Source organism: Bradyrhizobium ganzhouense, assembly GCF_049949285.1.
GTDB lineage: Bacteria > Pseudomonadota > Alphaproteobacteria > Rhizobiales > Xanthobacteraceae > Bradyrhizobium > Bradyrhizobium ganzhouense.
The window spans coordinates 1,427,575-1,444,759 of sequence record NZ_CP181318.1; the positions used below are offsets into that span (position 1 = coordinate 1,427,575).

A 17,185-nucleotide genomic window follows, 5' to 3' on the forward strand; every position below is an offset into this window, starting at 1 on the left:
TATTGCCATCAGGATCGGGTCCAGCGTGCGGCGGCCTCGTCGTCACGGGCTTGGGCCTCGACCCAGCCGGTGCCGGTGGCGCTCTCTTCCTTCTTCCAGAACGGCGCGCTGGTCTTGAGATAATCCATCAGGAACTCGGCCGCCTCGAACGCCGCCCGGCGGTGTTGCGACGCCGTGAGCACCAGCACGATGTTCTGGCCGGGCATGAACCGCCCGACGCGATGGATCACCGTGACGCCGTTGAGCGGCCAGCGCGAAATGGCCTCGTCGACATGGCGCTTGATCTCTTCCTCGGCCATATCAGGATAATGCTCGAGCGTGAGCGCGGCGATCTTCGAACTATCCTCGTCGGCGCGGCAGATGCCGGAGAAGCTCACGACCGCGCCGATGTCGGTGCGGCTCTCGGTCAAGAGCGCGATCTCGCGCGCAATGTCGAAATCGTCTTCCTGGATGCGGATGACGACGGGGCAGGTTGTGACAGGGGAAGTCATGGCCTAGCCGCCGGTCATCGGCGGGAAGAACGCGATCTCGCGGGCGCCCGCGATCGCGGCGTCGGCCTTGACGTGGGCGTGGTCGATCGCGGTGCGGATCACCTTCGGCTTCTCGAACGCATAGGCATAAGCCTCGCTTCTGCCGGACAGCCAGGCGATCAGCTCCTCGACGGTGCGCACGGTTGCGGGCGGCTCGATCGTCTCCTCGGCCTTGCCGACGCGCTCGCGCACCCAGGCGAAATACTTCACCTTCATCCCTCATCCTCCTTGATGAGGTGATGGATGCCGGCGCGGAAATAGTCGTAGCCGGTGTACATGGTCAGGATCGCCGAGGCCCACAGCAGGACGAGGCCGATCAGCGAGACCATAGGAATGACCTCGTCGCCGGCCGGACCGGCGAGCAGGAAGCCGATGGCGACGAGCTGAACCGTGGTCTTCCATTTGGCGAGCTTGGTCACGGGCACGCTGACACGGAGCGCGGCGAGGTATTCGCGCAGGCCCGAGACCAGGATCTCGCGGCACAGGATCACGATGGCGGCCCACAGCGACCAGCCATGGATGATACCGTCGGCGGCCAGCATGAGGAGGCAGGAGGCGACCAGCAGCTTGTCGGCGATCGGGTCGAGCATCCGGCCGAACGCCGATTGCTGATTCCAGATCCGCGCGTAATAGCCGTCGAGATAATCCGTCACCGCAGCGCCGATGAAGATCGCGACCGCGACCCAACGCAGCCACAGCGGGTAGTCCATGATCGACTGCGCGTAGATGCATCCGACCACGACCGGGATCGCGGCGATCCGGCCATAGGTCAGGATGTTCGGCAGGGACATCGCGCGGCTGGTTGTCCCTCGTGTCGTGGCGATGTTCATCCGTCCTACCAATACCGCTCAAGCCTGAAGGTCAACCGTCCGTCCCTAATTGGGGTGCGGGATGCGACGACCATATGACTACGGCTCCTTTAGTTCACCCCGGCTGGGGATGGAAATAGTCGAAAATCCTGCGAGCGCTTTCGGCGCTCACCCCAGGAACCTTGCCGAGATCGGCGATCGAGGCGCGTTCGATCTCCTTCAGGGTTCCGAAATGGTGCAGCAAGGCACGTTTGCGTGACGGGCCGATGCCCGGAATCTCCTGCAAGCCGGCCTCGCGAATGTCCTTCTTGCGCAGCTTGCGGTGCGAGCCGATGACGAAGCGGTGGGCCTCGTCCCGCAGGCGCTGGATGAAATAGAGCACGGGGTCGCGCGGCTCCAGCTTGATCGCTTCGCGCTCCGGCATGAACAGGGTCTCGCGGCCGGCATCGCGGTCCGGCCCCTTGGCGACCGACATCAGCGACACCTGGGTCAGGCCGAGGGTGGTGAAGATCTCCCGGACGGCGTTGAGCTGGCCGCGGCCGCCGTCGATGATGACGAGGTCAGGCCATTGCGGGAAGTCGTCGTCCTTGGCTTTGGCCGCGCCCTCTTCAGGCGGGTTGATCAGGCGCTTGAAGCGGCGCTCCAACACCTCGCGCATCATGGCGAAGTCGTCGCCCGGTGTGATCCCTTCCGACTTGATGTTGAACTTGCGGTACTGGTTTTTGACGAAGCCGTCGGGGCCGGCGACGATCATGGCGCCGACCGCATTGGTGCCCTGGATGTGGCTGTTGTCGTAGACCTCGATGCGCTTGGGCGGATGCGGCAGGCTCAGCGTGGTGGCCATGGCGTCGAGCAGACGGCTCTGCGTTGCGGTGTCGGCGAGCTTGCGGCCGAGCGCCTCGCGCGCATTGGTCAGCGCGTGGGTCACGAGCTCCTTCTTCTCGCCGCGCTTGGGCGTGATGACCTCGACCTTGTGGCCGGCCTTGATCGACAGCGCGTTGGCAAGCAGCTCGCTCTCCTCGATCTCGTGTGAGAGCAGGATGGTCTTCGGCGGCGGCTTGTCGTCGTAGAACTGGGCGAGGAAGGACCCCAGCACTTCCTCCGGCGTGTAGGTTTTCTCCGCGCGCGGGAAATAGGCGCGGTTGCCCCAGTTCTGGCCGGTGCGGAAGAAGAACACTTCGACGCAGGAGAAGCCGCCCTCCTGGTGGATAGCGAACACGTCGGCTTCCTCCACCGTGCGTGGATTGATGCCCTGCTGCGACTGGATCGCCGACAGCGCGGCAAGGCGATCACGATAGAGCGCCGCACTCTCGAATTCGAGCTCGCCGGAGGCCTTCTCCATCTCGCCCGCGAGCTCCTGCTTCACCGCCTGGCTCTTGCCGGACAGGAAGTCGGTCGCTTCGCGCACCAGCGTCGTATAGCCGGGGAAGTCGATCTCGCGGGTGCAGGGGCCGGCGCAACGGCGGATCTGGTACAGCAGGCAGGGCCGCGAGCGGCTCTCGAAGAAGGAATCCGTGCAGGAGCGGATCAGGAACGCGCGCTGCAGGGCCGTGATGGTGCGGTTGACGGCGCCGGCAGAGGCGAACGGTCCGAAATAGCGCCCGGGCCGGGTCTGCGCGCCGCGGTGCTTCAGGATCTGCGGCGCCCAATGGTCGCCGGTGATCAGGATGTAGGGAAACGATTTGTCGTCGCGCAGCTGCACGTTGAAGCGCGGCCGCAGCTGCTTGATGAGGTTGGCTTCCAGCAGCAGCGCCTCGGTCTCGGTCGTGGTCGAGATGATCTCCACGGTCACCGTGGCCGCGATCATGCGCAGGATGCGCGCCGGCAGCGGCGCACTCTGGCGCGCGTAGTTGGACAGGCGCTTTTTGACGTTCTTGGCCTTGCCGACATAGAGCACATCGGCATTGGCGCTCAGCATGCGATAGACGCCGGGCGAGGTGGGCGCGAGCCGGACCGCGCGCTCGATCGCCTCGTGACCGGTCGCCAGCGGCTCTTCGCCGATCGCGCCGCTCTCTTCCAGAATGTCCGGCAGCCGCGCATCGTCTTCGTCATCGCCACCCGCGGTGGCGGGATCGAGGTCGGGCGGCGCCGTCTCGCGCGATGTCTCTTGGGGCGGGGCATCGGCGGTCGCTGCTCGCGGCGATTTGCGCGCGCGTGCGTCGTCCGGATTGTCGGTGGAATCGTGAACCATGGTGCGAATTTAGGCGCTGGGGGAGCCGATTTGAAGTTCCGGCCGTGCCGCACGCACAGGATGGCGGCGCAGTTCCCGGTAACGCTTTCTTAAGTCTGTTAACAGCGCGGTAACGGGTCTTAACAGCCCTTTAACTTAAAACTCTCGATAAATCTTACGCGAAAAAGTGGTGGTTCCGTAACCATGCGGTTTGGCCTTGCGCGGCGGCGCAAGCCTCGCACCCGGTTGCGGCAGTTGCGTTGGAGTGTGTGATGAAGGGGCTCGTTGTGGGCGCGGCCGCGCTGGTTGCAGCCGGCTGGACGGCGTCGGCAGAGGCCGCCGATCTCAGTTACGGGGAGCGTGCGCCCTATACGGTCAATCAGCCGCTCAATGGCTATAGCTGGGCCGGCCCATATCTCGGCGCCAATCTCGGCTATGAATGGGGCTCGGTGAGCAACACGCCCGTGAAGCCCTCCGGCTTCGTCGGCGGCGTGCAGGCCGGCTACAATTTCCAGAACGGCCCGTGGGTGTTCGGCGTCGAGGGTGACATCCAGGGCGCAGGCGCCGACGACACTTTCGCGCCGTGGAAGTTCTCCAATCCCTGGTTCGGCACGCTGCGCGGTCGCGCCGGCTATGCCTTCAACAACATCCTGTTCTACGGCACCGCAGGCCTCGCTTTCGGCGAGCTACGCGCGCAGACCTTCGGCTGGACGGAATCGCACACCACCGCCGGCTGGACCGCCGGCGTCGGCGCGGAAGTCGGCTTCGCGCCGAACTGGAGCGCGAAGCTCGAATATCTCTACATCGATCTGTCGTCGAGCCAGTTCGCAATTACAGGCGTGTCAAACGGCTATAGCGCCAGCGTTGTTCGCGCAGGCGTGAACTATCATTTCTGATCGCCAAATAAGAAAATACCGGACTACAGCCTCCCGGCCGCTCGCGGCCGGGACTTTTTTTGCGTCAGGTTTCCCGGGGCAGGTCCGCTACGAAAGGATCACAAGATTGACCGCCTTCGGCCCCTTCCCCTTCTTGTCCGGTTCGACTTCGAATGTGATACGCTGTCCTTCAGCAAGGTCCTTCAGTCCCGCCCGCTCGACAGCGGTGATGTGAACGAAGACATCGCGGCCGCCGTCGTCCGGCTTGATAAAGCCGTAGCCGCGCTCGCCGTTGAAGAACTTAACCGTTCCCGTATTGGCCATCGGGAAACTCCCCCTCATTGCTCCTCCGTCGCAACGCAGACGCGCGCTGCGACATGACCGGGCATCACGAAGCCCGGGAGAGCTGGCCATCCTTGGGCAGACCCTTCGGTCCGACTGGATCTTTCTTAGGCCTTCACTCCGCCGCAACCATTCGCGGAAGCGGAACGTAAAGCCAGTCACGCAAATAGCATAATACGGTTCTTTGCAGATTGACTACCGCTACTGCATATTTTTCCCAAGAATGGCGGCGCTTTAGGGGTAAGGCTTTGGTGTTTCCAATCGGAATCTGGCAGCGCCACCCTGGCCGAGCGGCATCTCCAACTCGGGCAGTATCGTCTTCAACTCGCCCTGCAGCGTATAGGGCGGATTGACGATTAGCAGTCCGGCCGAGGTGAGGGCCGCGCCGTCGACCTGTGGTGCGACGCTGAATTCGAGTCGCAAACATTTTCCCGGAGTCTTTGCTGCCGCTGCGGTCCGCGCCACCAGTTGCGCGAGTGTGTCGGTGGCGCGCCGGCTCTTGGCGGGATACCAGATTACATAGATACCGGTCGGCCATTTCGCGAAGGCGGTGGAGAAGGCCTCGCCCAGTCTTTCGAATTCGTCCTTCGCCTCGAATGGCGGGTCGATCAGCACGAGTCCGCGCCGCTCCTTCGGCGGCACGAACGCCGGAAGCGCCATCCAGCCGTCGAGATCGACTACGCGCGCCTGTTCGTCGTGCCGCAGCACGTCGATCAGCGCCTTGCGCGCCTTCGGTTCGAGTTCGCACGCCACGAGCCGGTCCTGCGGCCGCATCAGGCCGCGCGCGATCAAGGGCGAGCCCGGATAAGCCTTGAGCTCGCCCTTCGGATTGAAGGCGCGAACGATGTCCATGTACGGCTTGGTCAGCGCGACCGTCTCGTTCGAAAGGCGCGCCTGCATCAGCCGCGCGATCCCCGTCAGCCACTCGCCGCTGCGGCGCGCCTCGTCGCTGTCGAGATCATAGAGGCCGGCACCCGCATGGGTGTCGATGACGCGGAAGGCGGCCGGCTTGTCCTGCAAATAGGTCAGGATGCGCGCCAGCACGATGTGCTTGATGACATCGGCGAAGTTGCCGGCGTGAAAGGCGTGGCGGTAGTTCATGCAAGAGCACTACGCCACGTGACGGCCTGAGCAAAGAGGCACGAGGGCCTGAACTAGCCACCTCTGATCGGCGGCATCGTCACCTGGTCGCGCCGGCAGGCGCGACGTTCCATTTCCTCGCAGGCGCGGAACTGCAAATCCTTGCTGAGGCAGATGCGGACCTCGGAGAGCCGGGTGCGGTTGCAAGTGACCGAGACGGCTGCGTTGCTCAGCCCCGGATTGGCCTTGATGAAGGCTTCTTCCACCTCGCCCGGCGCCACGGTCTTGGCCTGCGACAGGTCGAGATATTCGGCCGGAATCTTGATCGCGGCACGGGCCTTGCGGATCGTCTCGAAATAGTTGCGGTCCGTCAGCCCGGAGCAGGTGCCGTGCTTGTCCCACTCGTTGAAGATCAGCCCCGGCGCCGGCATCAAATCGAGCATCGAGGAGACGATGTTGCGATTCAGCCGCGGCGACGGCCGCTGGCAGTATTCAGGGAAGCCGTTCTCATATTGCGGCCACAGCCCGTGCACCACGAAGGAATAGGGGCGTCCCTCGCACTGGATGTTCGAGCGCCCGCCGCCGCGGCCGCGCTCGGCCGCCTCTTCGCAGAAGGACGGCGACCAGGACAGCGACAGCACATAAAAATCGAATTCGCCGGGCGCGTTCTGCCGTTTGTCCTGCGCCTTCGCGCCGCCGGCCAGCGAGATCAGCCCGGCCGCAACGGTCAGGGAGATCAGAAGGCGGGAGAACGAAAGCAATCTAAAATGAAACATGGCGACGCCCCTCAACCAGACTGTGCAATCAGCCTAGCAGGCAACAAGAACATTTCAAGAACAAATTTCGGCCGACCGTCGATCGGCCGCTTGATCGGTCCGAATCAGGACCTTCGACTTACTGCTTTGCGGCGCGGCAGGCCGGATTGTAGGCCCAGTTGCGGTCGAGCCCGACCACGCACCATTCCACGCCCTGACCGTAGCCGGCAAAGCCGCCATCCTCGACGATCGAGAAGTGCACCTTGCGCACCTTGCCGTCATTGAGCATGGCCTCGCCGGTGCAGTAGCGGCGCGGAATATTGTCGGACGCCCAGGGCCGGAACGCGGTCTCATGGACGGCCGCGAAGCCCTCGATTCTCAACGGCGAATTCCAGAACGAGCCTTCCTTCTCCGAGAACTGGCTCGCGATCATCGGCAGTGCCTTCTCGCAATCGGCGACATTGCCGTCATAACGCGGTCCGCTCAGCCAGAAATTCAACTCCAGCGGATTGGCAGCCCTGGCCTCGCTGAGCGACAGCGCTCCGAACAGGAGGCCAAGAACGGCGGCAAAACGAAGCGGTTTCAGGGAGGTCGAGGCGCGCATGTGCAATCCAGACTGCATGATCTGCGAAGGTCGGACGGTGCCGCGAAGGGCGGGGGAGGTCAAGTGCAGCGCGGCAACACTTGGCCAGGAGTTGATCACAACGGTGCAGTCAGCCGGCCTTCCGTTCTTTCCACCGCCGCGCCGGCACCGTAAACTGCCTCCAATCAATCGGAGTGACGGGAATGCGAATCATTGCGGCCGCGGGCCTTCTTGCCAGCCTGGTTGTCTCGGGGATCATGGCGAGCCAGTCGGCGCGTGCCGACATCCTTCCGGTGCCGCCCTTCAAGGGCAACGACACCGGCGGCATCATCGCCTATTCGATGGCGACCCAGACCGATGCGCGCCAGGCCGCGGTCGATCACTGCGCGCGCTACGGCAAGGTGGTGAAATTCCTCGCGGTGCAGGCCTATGAGGGCGGCTACATCTCCTTTGCCTGCCGCTGGGTGCCCTACGGCGCGGCCGATCGTCCGATCCGCACGCTCTACTGAGGCGTTTCGGAACGCCAGCCACGACATCTCAGCCGGGAGTTTCTCCGATGACGCGCAAGCTTGCTTTGCTCGGATCAGTCGTTTGCCTCGCGTTGTCGGCAGGTAGCGCCTTCGCCGACGACCTGCCACTGCGCAAGGCCGGTCTCTGGGAATTGAAGATGGTCCGGTCCGGCTCGGCCATGCCGGAAATGACCATGCAGCATTGCACCGACGAGACTGTCGACAAGGAGATGAATAACAACATCTCGCCGATGGCCAAGCAGGTCTGCTCCAAGCAGGACATCAAGAAGACCGCGACCGGCTATGTCAGTGATTCCGAGTGCAGCGTCGCCGGCATGAGCACGACCTCGCATGCCGAGATCACCGGCGATTTCAATTCGGCCTACACGGTGAAGACCTCGTCGCATGCGCAAGGCGGCGCTGTCGGTGCCGCGGGGCGCGACAGCACCATGACGCTCGAAGCGAAATGGCTCGGCGCCTGCAAGCCCGACCAGAAGCCCGGCGACATCGTGATGCCCGGCGGCTTCAAGATGAACGTGCGCGACGTCGACAAATTGAAGGCGCTGTTGCCGAAGTAGGCGGGGCGAGGTAAGGGCAGCTACACCGGAATCCGCACGCTCGCCCTCAATCCGCCCATCGGGCTGTCGCCGAGCGTGATGTCGCCGCCATGCGAGCGGGCGATGTCGCGGGCGATGGCCAGCCCCAAGCCGGTGCCGCCTTCGTCCTGGTTGCGAGCGTTGTCCAGCCGCAGGAACGGCTTGAACACTTCCTCGCGCAAATGCACAGGGATGCCCGGCCCGTCGTCGTCGACCGTGACGGTCAGATAGCGGTGATCGCGCTGGCCGGAGATGGCGATGGCCTTGCCGTAGCGCGCTGCATTGGTGACGAGGTTGGCGAGGCAGCGCTTGAACGAGGCCGGCTTCACCGTGACCACGGGCAGGCCGCTGAATGTCACGGTCGCGGTGTGGCCGTGGCGTTCGGCATCGCTGCGCAGCGCCTCGAGTGCCTGCGCCATGTCGGTCGGCTGCGACTGCTCGCCGGAATCGCCGCGGGCAAACGCAAGGTAATCCTCCAGCATCATCGACATCTCGTCGACGTCCTTGCGCATGCCCTCGAGCTCGGGACTGTCGCCGATCAGCTCCAGCTCGAGCTTGAAGCGGGTCAGGATGGTGCGCAGATCGTGGCTGACACCGGCGAGCATCGCGGTGCGCTGCTCCATCGCGCGCTCGATGCGCGACTTCATCTCGAGGAAGGCGCCCGCCGCGCGCCGCACCTCGCGCGCGCCGCGCGGCCTGAAGTTCGGCGCCTCGCGGCCCTTGCCGAAACTTTCTGCGGCGTCCGCAAGCCGCAGGATCGGCTTGATCTGGTTGCGCAGGAACAGCACCGACACGATCAGCAGGATCGACGATGTGCCGACCATCCAGAACAGGAAGATTTCCGAATTCGACGCGTAGGCGGCGCTGCGCTGCGCGAACACGCGCATCACGGCATCGTCGAGCTGGATGCGGATCTCGACGAGGTTGGAGCGGCCGACCGTGTCGATCCAGAACGAGCGTCCGATCTGGCGGCCGAGCTGCACCGACAGCGTCTGGTCGAGCAGTGAGAAAAACGGCTTTGGTCCCGGCGGCGGCATGTCGCCGACGGGAAGAAAATCGACCACCAACTGCATGCGCTCGGCGATGCGGCGCAGCTGCGCGCGGTCCTTGTCCTGCGGATAGCCCTTGTAGACGTCAATGAGGCTGGCGACGTCCTGCACCACGGCCTGCGACAAGCGCCGCGTCACCGTGTTCCAGTGCCGCTCCATGAACACGAAGGCGACCACGGTCTGCAGGATCACCATCGGCACGATCATGATCAGCAGCGCGCGGGCATAGAGGCCGGTCGGCATCCAGCCCTTGAACGCGTTGCCCATCCAGCCATTGGCGGCGGAGACGCGTCCGGCGGCGCTTCGCAGCAGCGTCAGGCCGGTATCGATCGTGCTCATCGGTCGTGCTTCACTGCTTCTATGGCGAGGCTACCAGCCGGTAGCCGATGCCGCGCACCGCTTGCAGAAACAGCGGATTGGCGGGATCGGTCTCGATCTTGCGCCGCAGACGGTTGATCTGCACGTCGACGGCGCGCTCGTTGACGCTGCCATTGCCGGTCAGCGCACTGCGCGGAATGGTCTCGCCCGGCGTCTCCGAGAGAATCCGCAGCATCTCGCGCTCGCGGTCGGTGAGATGGATGACCTCCTCGCCCTGGCGCAACTCGCCGCGCTCCAGATGGTAGACGTAGGGACCGAACGCGATCTTCTCCACGGCCGCGGCCTGGACCGGCGGCGCAGCGCGCTTGAGGATGTTGTTGATGCGCAGCGCCAGCTCGCGCGGCTCGAACGGCTTTGCCACGTAATCATCGGCGCCGATCTGAAGGCCCTCGATGCGGGCCTCGGCTTCATGGCGCGCCGTCAGCATCACGATCGGCACCGAGGAGGACGTGCGGATGAAGCGGGCGAGATCGAAGCCGGTCTCTCCGGGCATCATGACGTCGAGGATGAGCAAGTCGAAATGCAGGCCCAGTAGTTTTGACCGCGCATCACCCGCGCTCGAAGCGGTGGTGACGCGATAACCTTCGGCCGCGAGAAAGCGCGACAACAGATCGCGGATGCGGCGATCGTCGTCGACCAGCAGCAGATGCGGGGCGTCGTCGGCCGGTTGCACCGGCGGGCGGGCGAGCGTGGCAGCGAGCGGCACGGTCACTCCTTTGAGTCTTGATGGCTGGCGAAGATCGTCTCGAGCACCTTGTCCGGATCGTCGCGATCGATCATCGCGCGCAGGAAGCGCTTGACCGTCTCGGCATCCTGCGGCGCCATCTCGGCGAGCGCCTTGGTGATCCGCGTGGTCTGGAGGCCGGCGAGCTTCTGCACCAGTGCCTCGCCCTTCGGCGTCGCGTAGAGCAGGCGCTGGCGGCGGTCGTTGTCGCCGGTCTTCTGCACGATGTAGTCCTCGTCCAGGAGCTGCTTGAGCACCCGGCCGAGCGACTGTTTTGTGATGCGCAGGACGTCGAGCAGGTCGGCAACCTTCAGGCCCGGATAGCGATAGACGAAGTGCATGACCCGGTGGTGGGCCCGGCCGAAGCCGAAAGCCTCCAGCTCCTGGTCGGGGTCACCGACGAAATCGCGATAGGCGAAGAACAGCAGCTCGATGATATCCCAGCGCAAATTGCCTCCAACGCCTGCCGCCGGCCGTGGCTCGGCGGCGTCTTGAGAGGGAGTCGCGAAATTTATGTCAGGCATATTGACGTATCTTGGGTTCAATGTTACAAAACGATCAGCCCGCACGAAATTTTAGGTCGTTTCGCGTCGGGTGGCATTTCTAACAGCGGCCGGAGTGAGCCAGACAGGCGGCAACGGCCGGATCAGATCTACCGTGCGATTGTCGAGCGGCATTTCGGCAAAACATACTGGACTTCCGCCTTCCGCAAAAGCATGTCCTCGGATGACATGCTGGCCACGGAAACCGGCCGTAACAAGGCTGGCGGTGGTTCGGCCAGAAACCACATAAAGCCAGCCGGGCCCGACAACGGGTAGGCGGGCGCCAGAACAGCGCCGCCACCGGCAGCGGGAGGCAAGGACATGAGCATGAAATTCGACATCCAGCCCGCATCCAATCCCACTCCTGAGAAGGACCGGGTCGCCAAGCTGGTGGACCCGGGCTTCGGACGCGTCTTCACTGATCACATGGCTGTGGTCCGCTACAACCAGGCCAAGGGCGGCTGGTATGAAGCGAAGATCGAGGCGCGCGCCAACTTCCAGATCGATCCGGCCGGTGCGGTGCTGCACTACGCCCAGGAAATTTTTGAAGGGCTGAAGGCCTACAAGCGCGACGACGGCGGCGTGAACCTGTTCCGCCCCGACGCCAATGCGCGCCGCTTCAAGGACTCCGCCGATCGCATGGCGATGGCGCCGATCCCCGAGGACGTTTTCATCGAGGCGGTCGAGCAGGTCGTGCGCATCGATCGCGCCTGGATGCCGGGCGGCGAGGGCAGCCTTTATCTGCGCCCCTTCATGATCGCGAGCGAGACCTTCCTCGGCGTCAAGCCGTCGTCGGAATACATTTTTGCGGTGATCGCTTCGCCAGTCGGCTCTTACTTCAAGGGCGGCCCCGCGCCGGTCTCGATCTGGGTCTCCGAGAATTACACGCGCGCGGCCGTCGGCGGCACGGGCGCCGTCAAATGCGGCGGCAACTATGCGGCGAGCCTGCGCGCGCAGGCGGAAGCGATCCAGCATGGCTGCGATCAGGTCGTGTTCCTCGACGCGATCGAGCGCCGCTACATCGAGGAGCTCGGAGGCATGAATGTCTTCTTCGTGTTCGACGACGGCTCGCTGTCGACGCCGCCGCTCGGCACCATCCTGCCCGGCATCACCCGCGACTCCATCATCGCGCTCGCCCGCGATGCCGGGAAGACCGTGCGCGAGGAGCCGTATTCGCTCGACCAGTGGCGCAAGGATGCTGCCAGCGGCAGGCTGAAGGAAGCCTTCGCCTGCGGCACCGCGGCCGTGATCTCGCCGATCGGCAAGGTGCGCTCGGTCAGCGGTGACTTCGAGATCAGCGGCGGCGCTGCCGGCCCCGTCGCCATGGGCCTGCGCAAGCAGCTCGTCGACATCCAGTACGGCCGCACCAACGATCCGCACAACTGGATCAAAAAGGTGATCTAGGAGGTCTTGTGTCCCGGACGCGCTGCAGCGTGCAACGCTGCTGCGCAGAGCCGGGACCCATCTCACCGCGGATGGACCCCGGATCAGCAGCGCACCACGCCGCCAAGGGGCGACGCGCTGCGCAGCATCCGGGGAACGCCAGCTGAGAGCGAAGGCGAAAGCCGGCAGTTGCCGCATCGCGCGTCGGCTGGTAAACGCCCGCATGGCCGAAAAACCCAAAAAACCCCAGAAACTGAAGGCGCGGCTGCCGCGCGGGCTCGAGGATCGCGATCCCGCCGCGATCCGGGCGACGCGCGAGATGGTCGAGAAGATCCGCGCCGTCTACGAGCTCTACGGGTTCGAGCCGGTGGAGACGCCGGCAATGGAATACACCGATGCGCTCGGCAAATTCCTGCCCGACCAGGACCGTCCGAACGAGGGCGTGTTCTCGTTCCAGGACGACGACGAGCAGTGGATCAGCTTGCGCTACGATCTGACCGCGCCGCTCGCGCGCTATGTCGGCGAGCGATACGGGACTGACGGTCTGGTCTTGCCCTACCGCAGCTACCGCGTCGGCTACGTCTTCCGCAACGAAAAGCCCGGCCCCGGCCGCTTCCGCCAGTTCATGCAGTTCGATGCCGATACGGTCGGCTCGGCGACGCCGGCGGCGGATGCCGAGATCTGCATGATGGCCGCGGACACGATGGAAGCGCTGGGCGTTGCGCGCGGCCAGTACGTTGTGAAGGTGAACAACCGCAAAGTGCTCGACGGCGTTCTGGAAGCCATCGGGCTCGCAGGTGAGGAGAACGCAGGCCGCAGGCTGACCGTGCTGCGCGCGATCGACAAGCTCGACAAGTTTTCCGCCGACGAAGTGCGCAAATTGCTTGGCCCCGGACGATGGGATGGCGGCGAGGAAGGCAAGGGCGACTTCACCAAAGGCGCCAATCTGAGCGCGGCGGAGGCTGACGTCGTTCTCGCCATCACCAAACCGCGCGACGACTGGAAAGAGGCCGTTGCTGCGGCAGAAACCTACCTCGCCAAGAGCGAAATTGGCCAGGCCGGCGTGAGCGAACTGGAAGAGATTGCCAAGCTGGTCACGGCGTCGGGTTACGGCGCAGACCGCATCAAGATCGATCCGTCCGTCGTGCGTGGTCTCGAATACTACACCGGCCCCGTCTACGAGGTTGAACTCCTGCTCGACACCAAGGACGAGAAGGGCCGTCCGGTGCGCTTTGGCTCTGTCGGTGGCGGCGGACGTTACGACGGCCTGGTCTCGCGCTTTCGTGGCGAGCCGGTGCCGGCGACCGGTTTCTCGATCGGCGTGTCGCGGCTCCAGGCCGCGCTGACCCTGCTCGGCAAGCTCGACACGCGGCCGGAAGTTGGCCCCGTCGTCGTCACCGTGTTCGACCGCGACCGCATCGCTGACTATCAGAAGATGGTGGCGTCCTTGCGCAGCGCCGGCATCCGCGCCGAGCTCTATCTCGGCAATCCCAAGAACATGGGCAATCAGCTCAAATATGCCGACCGCCGCAACTCACCCTGCGTGATCATCCAGGGCTCGGATGAAAAGGCGCGCAGCGAGCTGCAGATCAAGGATTTGATCGAGGGCGCCAAGGCCGCTGCCGCGATCGCCTCCAACCAGGAATGGCGCGAGACCCGTCCGGCGCAATTCTCGTGCAGCGAAACCGATCTCGTTTCAAAAGTGCGCGAGGTCCTTGCGCGCCATGACGTAAACTGGGGCTAGCCATTCGTTTCGATTGTCGTGCCCGGGCTTGTCCCGGGCACCCACGTCTTGTTTGATAGCGATATCCGTGGATGGCCGGGACAAGCCCGGCCATGACGGAGAGGCGAGAGGGAGAAATAATATGCCTGAGATCACCGTCAGCATGGCCGAAGGCCGCACCGACGAGCAGAAGGCCGGCATGATGCGCGACATCACGCAGGCGCTGGTGAAGAATCTCGGCGTCGACGCCGATGCCGTCGTCATCCAGATCAACGAAGCGCCCCTCCGCCACAAGATGAAGGGCGGCAAGACGTTTGTGGAGCGCGCCGCGGCCGCGAAGAAGTAGGCGGCGCTGTAGCAACACACGCAACTGTCGTCCCGGCGAAAGCCGGGACCCATAACCACAGGGAGTGGTTGTGGTGGCGAGCTGGTAACTCCGAGTCTTCGCCAAACTCGATCCTGTGGTTATGGGTCCCGGATCTGCGCTTCGCTTGTCCGGGACGACACTGAGTAAGCCCCATGGACGCACGCGACTTCATCACGATCGGCATGAGCGCCGAGCGCACGCTGGTGGTGCCGGCCGAGCGCACGGTCGGGCATTTCGTGCCCGGCATGCCGATGGTCTATGCGACGCCGATGATGATCCTGGAAATGGAGATGGCGTCTGGCGATGCGATCCGCGCCGCGCTTCAGCCGGGCTGGGTCACCGTCGGCACCGAGGTCGACATCCGCCATCTCGCCGCCGCCCTGGTCGGCGCCACGGTGCGGACCACTGCGAAAGTGATCGCAGTCGAGCGCCGCGTGATCCGCTTCGAGGTCGAGGCCTTCGAGGGCACGCGCAAGCTCGGCGAAGGCCGCCATGCGCGCGGGCTCGTGAACGTCGAGATGTTCAACAAGCGGTTGGGCGCGTAGCGGCTACTTCGCCAGTTCCTTCGACCGCTTCGTCGCCGCCGCAATCGCGCGGATCATCAGGTCGCGCAGGCCGGGCTCGCCCATCAGCACGCCGAGAGCCGCAGCGGTGGTGCCGCCGGGCGAGGTGACGTTCTGGCGCAGCGTGCTGGAAGGAAGATCCGACTGGTGCAGCAACTCGCCGGAGCCCGCAACCGTTTCGCGCGCGAGCTTCGTCGCGAGTGCCTCGGGCAGGCCGGCTTCCACGCCGGCGCGCGCGAGCTCTTCGGCGAGCAGGAACACATAGGCTGGGCCCGAGCCGGAGACGGCGGTCACCGCGTCCATCAGGCTTTCATCGTCAACCCATTCGACCGAGCCAGTGGCGCGCAGCAATGCATCGGCCACCGCGCGCTGGCCAGCACTGACGTTCTTCGCCGCGACGGCCACCGTGATGCCGCGGCCGATCGCGGCCGGCGTGTTCGGCATCGCGCGCACCACGGCGCCGCCGCAGACCTCCTCGAGCGACGCGATCGTGGTCCCCGCCATGATCGAGACCACCGAGGTTTTTTCCGTGACGAATGATTTCAGCTTGGCACCGGCCTCGCGGAACATCTGCGGCTTCACCGCGACGACCATCGTCTCGACGTGGCCTGCCGCCTTCGCGTCAGGATTGAGCGCAACGCCCTTGGCGGCGAGCGTGGTGATCTCGGGCGAGAGATGCGGATCGACCACCGCGACGCGGCGCGGATCGAGCCCGCCTGCCAGCCATCCGGTCAGCATCGCGCCACCCATCTTGCCGGCGCCGGCGAGCAGGATGGTGCCGGTGATGTTCTGAAGAGTGCTGTTTGCCATCGCTATTGCCAATACTCAGTGTCGTCCCGGCGAAGGCCGGGATCCCCGCGCGAGCGCTTGCGCTCGTCGCATAACCACAGGCGGTTCTAGTGGATGGAGGTGTCGGCAACAAGCCGCGTGCCGCAAGTGAAATCACGCGGTATGGGTCCCGGATCTGCGCTTCGCTTGTCCGGGACGACAGCGGAGAACGAGGCGATCCTTACGCCTCGCCCACCGTATCGAACATCGCGGCGTCCATGGCCTGCGAGGTGGTCTTGCCCGCCCATACCACGAACTGGAACGCCGGAAAATAACGTTCGCAGGCGTGGATGGCGCCGGCGAGCATGGCTTCGCATTGCGCGGTCGAGGCGGTGAGGCCGCCCGGCAGCACCAGCGCCTGGCGGTGCATGATCATGCCGGTGTTGGTCCACAGGTCGAAATGGCCGATCCACAATTGCTCGTTGACCGCGGCGACGAGCCGCTGCACCTCGCCCCGGCGTGCGACCGGAATCTTCATGTCGAAAGCGCAAGCCAGATGCAGCGCTTCGATCTCGCCCATCCAGGTGAACGAGATCTGGTAGTCGGTCCATTGTCCCTTGGAGACAATGGTCAGTTCGTCTTCGCCGGAGCGTTCGAACGGCCAGTTGTTGCTGGCAGCGATATCCTCGACGACCGCGAGTGGATGGCTTCTGGAATCGATAGTGCCTTCGAGCAGGGACATGCCGTCTCGACCTCTTGCCTTCTTGTTGTCTTTGATACGCACGCGGTTGGTCCGGCGCGCGCTCCCTTAATGTCGTTAAGGCGATCCCTTGGGAGTCGCTGTTACGATCCCGGGATCAGCGCGGGCTTGTCGCGGATCAACTGATGTGATTTGCGGAATCTGCGCAACCGGCTGCCGAGTCCGTCCACAAGTCAGGACTCGTTCGTCCACAGCTCATCTCGGCCACAATTATTAACGAAGAGAACAAACCGGAATCGGATCGACCGGTCCTTGCTGCATTCCGTGCGCCCGAGCCCTCCTTGCGGTTCCGGATCGGTCCCGCCCTGTTCGATTTTCTGCCCCGCAGGATTTTCGCAGAGTTTCGCCCTGACGTCATAGGCACATGCGCAGTACCCATAAGGAAGGTCCTTGCTGGCGGGCTCCCTGTTCGTCATAATTCGAAATAGTCCACTCATAACGGGTGGATAAGTTCTCAGGGCGGGGTGAAAGTCCCCACCGGCGGTAAGGGCCGAAAGGCCTAAGCCCGCGAGCGCCTTCCCCAAGGGGATTCCTGAAAAGGATATTCTCCAAAGGAAAGGGTCAGCAGATTCGGTGCAACTCCGAAGCCGACGGTTAAAGTCCGGATGAAAGAGAACGGTCGGTGGCAGACGCATCGGAAGGTGCGGCTGTTTGTCGTTCCGTGTGCCCTGATTCTGGT

General features: G+C 64.3%; 20 protein-coding genes and 1 riboswitch. Of the genes, 7 read left to right on the forward strand and 13 right to left on the reverse strand.

Going from position 1 to position 17,185, the window contains the following annotated elements; genetic code table 11:
• Window positions 1–8: 8 nt before the first annotated feature.
• The 4 genes from ACLFLU_RS06700 to uvrC all read right to left on the reverse strand — a co-directional run bounded on the left by ACLFLU_RS06700 (window position 9) and on the right by uvrC (window position 3,530).
• Complete coding sequence (locus ACLFLU_RS06700) at window positions 9–491, reverse strand: molybdenum cofactor biosynthesis protein MoaE (protein ID WP_426411526.1); 483 nt, start codon at window positions 489–491, stop codon at window positions 9–11.
• A gap of 3 nt (window positions 492–494) precedes the next feature.
• Window positions 495–746, reverse strand: a complete 252-nt coding sequence (gene moaD / locus ACLFLU_RS06705; protein WP_234685420.1) for a molybdopterin converting factor subunit 1 — start codon at window positions 744–746, stop codon at window positions 495–497.
• Entirely contained in the window at window positions 743–1,360 is a 618-nt protein-coding gene (pgsA, locus tag ACLFLU_RS06710; protein ID WP_148777642.1) for a CDP-diacylglycerol--glycerol-3-phosphate 3-phosphatidyltransferase, read from the reverse strand. Before pgsA ends, moaD begins: the two co-directional genes overlap by 4 nt.
• Before the next feature lie 94 nt (window positions 1,361–1,454).
• Complete coding sequence (gene uvrC, locus ACLFLU_RS06715) at window positions 1,455–3,530, reverse strand: excinuclease ABC subunit UvrC (protein WP_426411527.1); 2,076 nt, start codon at window positions 3,528–3,530, stop codon at window positions 1,455–1,457.
• 251 nt (window positions 3,531–3,781) lie between these two features.
• Between uvrC and ACLFLU_RS06720 the strand changes: the two genes are divergently transcribed.
• Entirely contained in the window at window positions 3,782–4,405 is a 624-nt protein-coding gene (locus ACLFLU_RS06720) for an outer membrane protein (protein ID WP_426411528.1), read from the forward strand.
• Window positions 4,406–4,492: 87 nt separating this feature from the next.
• On the opposite strand, the gene ACLFLU_RS06725 is transcribed toward ACLFLU_RS06720, so the two are convergent.
• From ACLFLU_RS06725 to ACLFLU_RS06740, 4 genes are all read right to left on the reverse strand, one after another.
• A complete protein-coding gene (locus ACLFLU_RS06725) occupies window positions 4,493–4,708 on the reverse strand; it encodes a cold-shock protein (RefSeq protein WP_027534220.1) in 216 nt (71 codons plus the stop codon).
• A 252-nt stretch (window positions 4,709–4,960) separates the two neighbouring features.
• On the reverse strand, window positions 4,961–5,827 hold the full coding sequence (locus tag ACLFLU_RS06730) for a 23S rRNA (adenine(2030)-N(6))-methyltransferase RlmJ (RefSeq protein WP_426411529.1): 867 nt from the start codon (window positions 5,825–5,827) through the stop codon (window positions 4,961–4,963).
• 53 nt (window positions 5,828–5,880) lie between these two features.
• Complete coding sequence (locus ACLFLU_RS06735; RefSeq protein WP_426411530.1) at window positions 5,881–6,582, reverse strand: ribonuclease T2 family protein; 702 nt, start codon at window positions 6,580–6,582, stop codon at window positions 5,881–5,883.
• 118 nt (window positions 6,583–6,700) lie between these two features.
• Window positions 6,701–7,165: a hypothetical protein gene (locus ACLFLU_RS06740; protein ID WP_426411531.1), complete on the reverse strand. Its 465-nt coding sequence runs from the start codon at window positions 7,163–7,165 to the stop codon at window positions 6,701–6,703.
• Window positions 7,166–7,347: 182 nt separating this feature from the next.
• Between ACLFLU_RS06740 and ACLFLU_RS06745 the strand changes: the two genes are divergently transcribed.
• Together ACLFLU_RS06745 and ACLFLU_RS06750 are read left to right on the forward strand one after the other, a co-directional pair.
• Window positions 7,348–7,653, forward strand: a complete 306-nt coding sequence (locus ACLFLU_RS06745; RefSeq protein ID WP_426411532.1) for a hypothetical protein — start codon at window positions 7,348–7,350, stop codon at window positions 7,651–7,653.
• Between the two features lie 47 nt (window positions 7,654–7,700).
• Complete coding sequence (locus tag ACLFLU_RS06750; RefSeq protein ID WP_426411533.1) at window positions 7,701–8,231, forward strand: DUF3617 domain-containing protein; 531 nt, start codon at window positions 7,701–7,703, stop codon at window positions 8,229–8,231.
• A gap of 20 nt (window positions 8,232–8,251) precedes the next feature.
• On the opposite strand, the gene ACLFLU_RS06755 is transcribed toward ACLFLU_RS06750, so the two are convergent.
• The 3 genes from ACLFLU_RS06755 to ACLFLU_RS06765 are packed head-to-tail and all read right to left on the reverse strand — an operon-like array spanning window position 8,252 to window position 10,924.
• Window positions 8,252–9,637 carry an ATP-binding protein gene (locus ACLFLU_RS06755; protein WP_426411534.1) on the reverse strand — a complete coding sequence of 462 codons (1,386 nt, stop codon included), beginning with the start codon at window positions 9,635–9,637 and terminating at the stop codon, window positions 8,252–8,254.
• Window positions 9,638–9,656: 19 nt separating this feature from the next.
• A complete protein-coding gene (locus tag ACLFLU_RS06760) occupies window positions 9,657–10,388 on the reverse strand; it encodes a response regulator (protein WP_426411535.1) in 732 nt (243 codons plus the stop codon).
• Entirely contained in the window at window positions 10,385–10,924 is a 540-nt protein-coding gene (locus ACLFLU_RS06765; protein ID WP_426411536.1) for a MarR family winged helix-turn-helix transcriptional regulator, read from the reverse strand. Before ACLFLU_RS06765 ends, ACLFLU_RS06760 begins: the two co-directional genes overlap by 4 nt.
• A gap of 339 nt (window positions 10,925–11,263) precedes the next feature.
• Between ACLFLU_RS06765 and ACLFLU_RS06770 the strand changes: the two genes are divergently transcribed.
• From ACLFLU_RS06770 to ACLFLU_RS06785, 4 genes are all read left to right on the forward strand, one after another.
• Window positions 11,264–12,346 (forward strand): branched-chain amino acid aminotransferase, encoded by a 1,083-nt coding sequence (locus ACLFLU_RS06770; RefSeq protein WP_426411537.1) that lies wholly within the window; start codon window positions 11,264–11,266, stop codon window positions 12,344–12,346.
• Between the two features lie 202 nt (window positions 12,347–12,548).
• Window positions 12,549–14,069 (forward strand): histidine--tRNA ligase, encoded by a 1,521-nt coding sequence (gene hisS, locus ACLFLU_RS06775; protein WP_426411538.1) that lies wholly within the window; start codon window positions 12,549–12,551, stop codon window positions 14,067–14,069.
• 121 nt (window positions 14,070–14,190) lie between these two features.
• Window positions 14,191–14,394, forward strand: coding sequence for a tautomerase family protein (locus tag ACLFLU_RS06780; RefSeq protein ID WP_008144861.1), 204 nt, complete (start codon window positions 14,191–14,193; stop codon window positions 14,392–14,394).
• Window positions 14,395–14,567: 173 nt separating this feature from the next.
• Window positions 14,568–14,960 (forward strand): thioesterase family protein, encoded by a 393-nt coding sequence (locus tag ACLFLU_RS06785; protein ID WP_426411539.1) that lies wholly within the window; start codon window positions 14,568–14,570, stop codon window positions 14,958–14,960.
• Between the two features lie 3 nt (window positions 14,961–14,963).
• Here ACLFLU_RS06785 and proC read toward each other — a convergent pair whose 3' ends face one another.
• Entirely contained in the window at window positions 14,964–15,788 is an 825-nt protein-coding gene (gene proC / locus ACLFLU_RS06790) for a pyrroline-5-carboxylate reductase (RefSeq protein ID WP_426411540.1), read from the reverse strand.
• 199 nt (window positions 15,789–15,987) lie between these two features.
• Window positions 15,988–16,488 carry a YbjN domain-containing protein gene (locus ACLFLU_RS06795; protein ID WP_426411541.1) on the reverse strand — a complete coding sequence of 167 codons (501 nt, stop codon included), beginning with the start codon at window positions 16,486–16,488 and terminating at the stop codon, window positions 15,988–15,990.
• A 464-nt stretch (window positions 16,489–16,952) separates the two neighbouring features.
• A riboswitch (FMN riboswitch) is annotated at window positions 16,953–17,127 on the forward strand.
• Window positions 17,128–17,185: the final 58 nt, after the last annotated feature.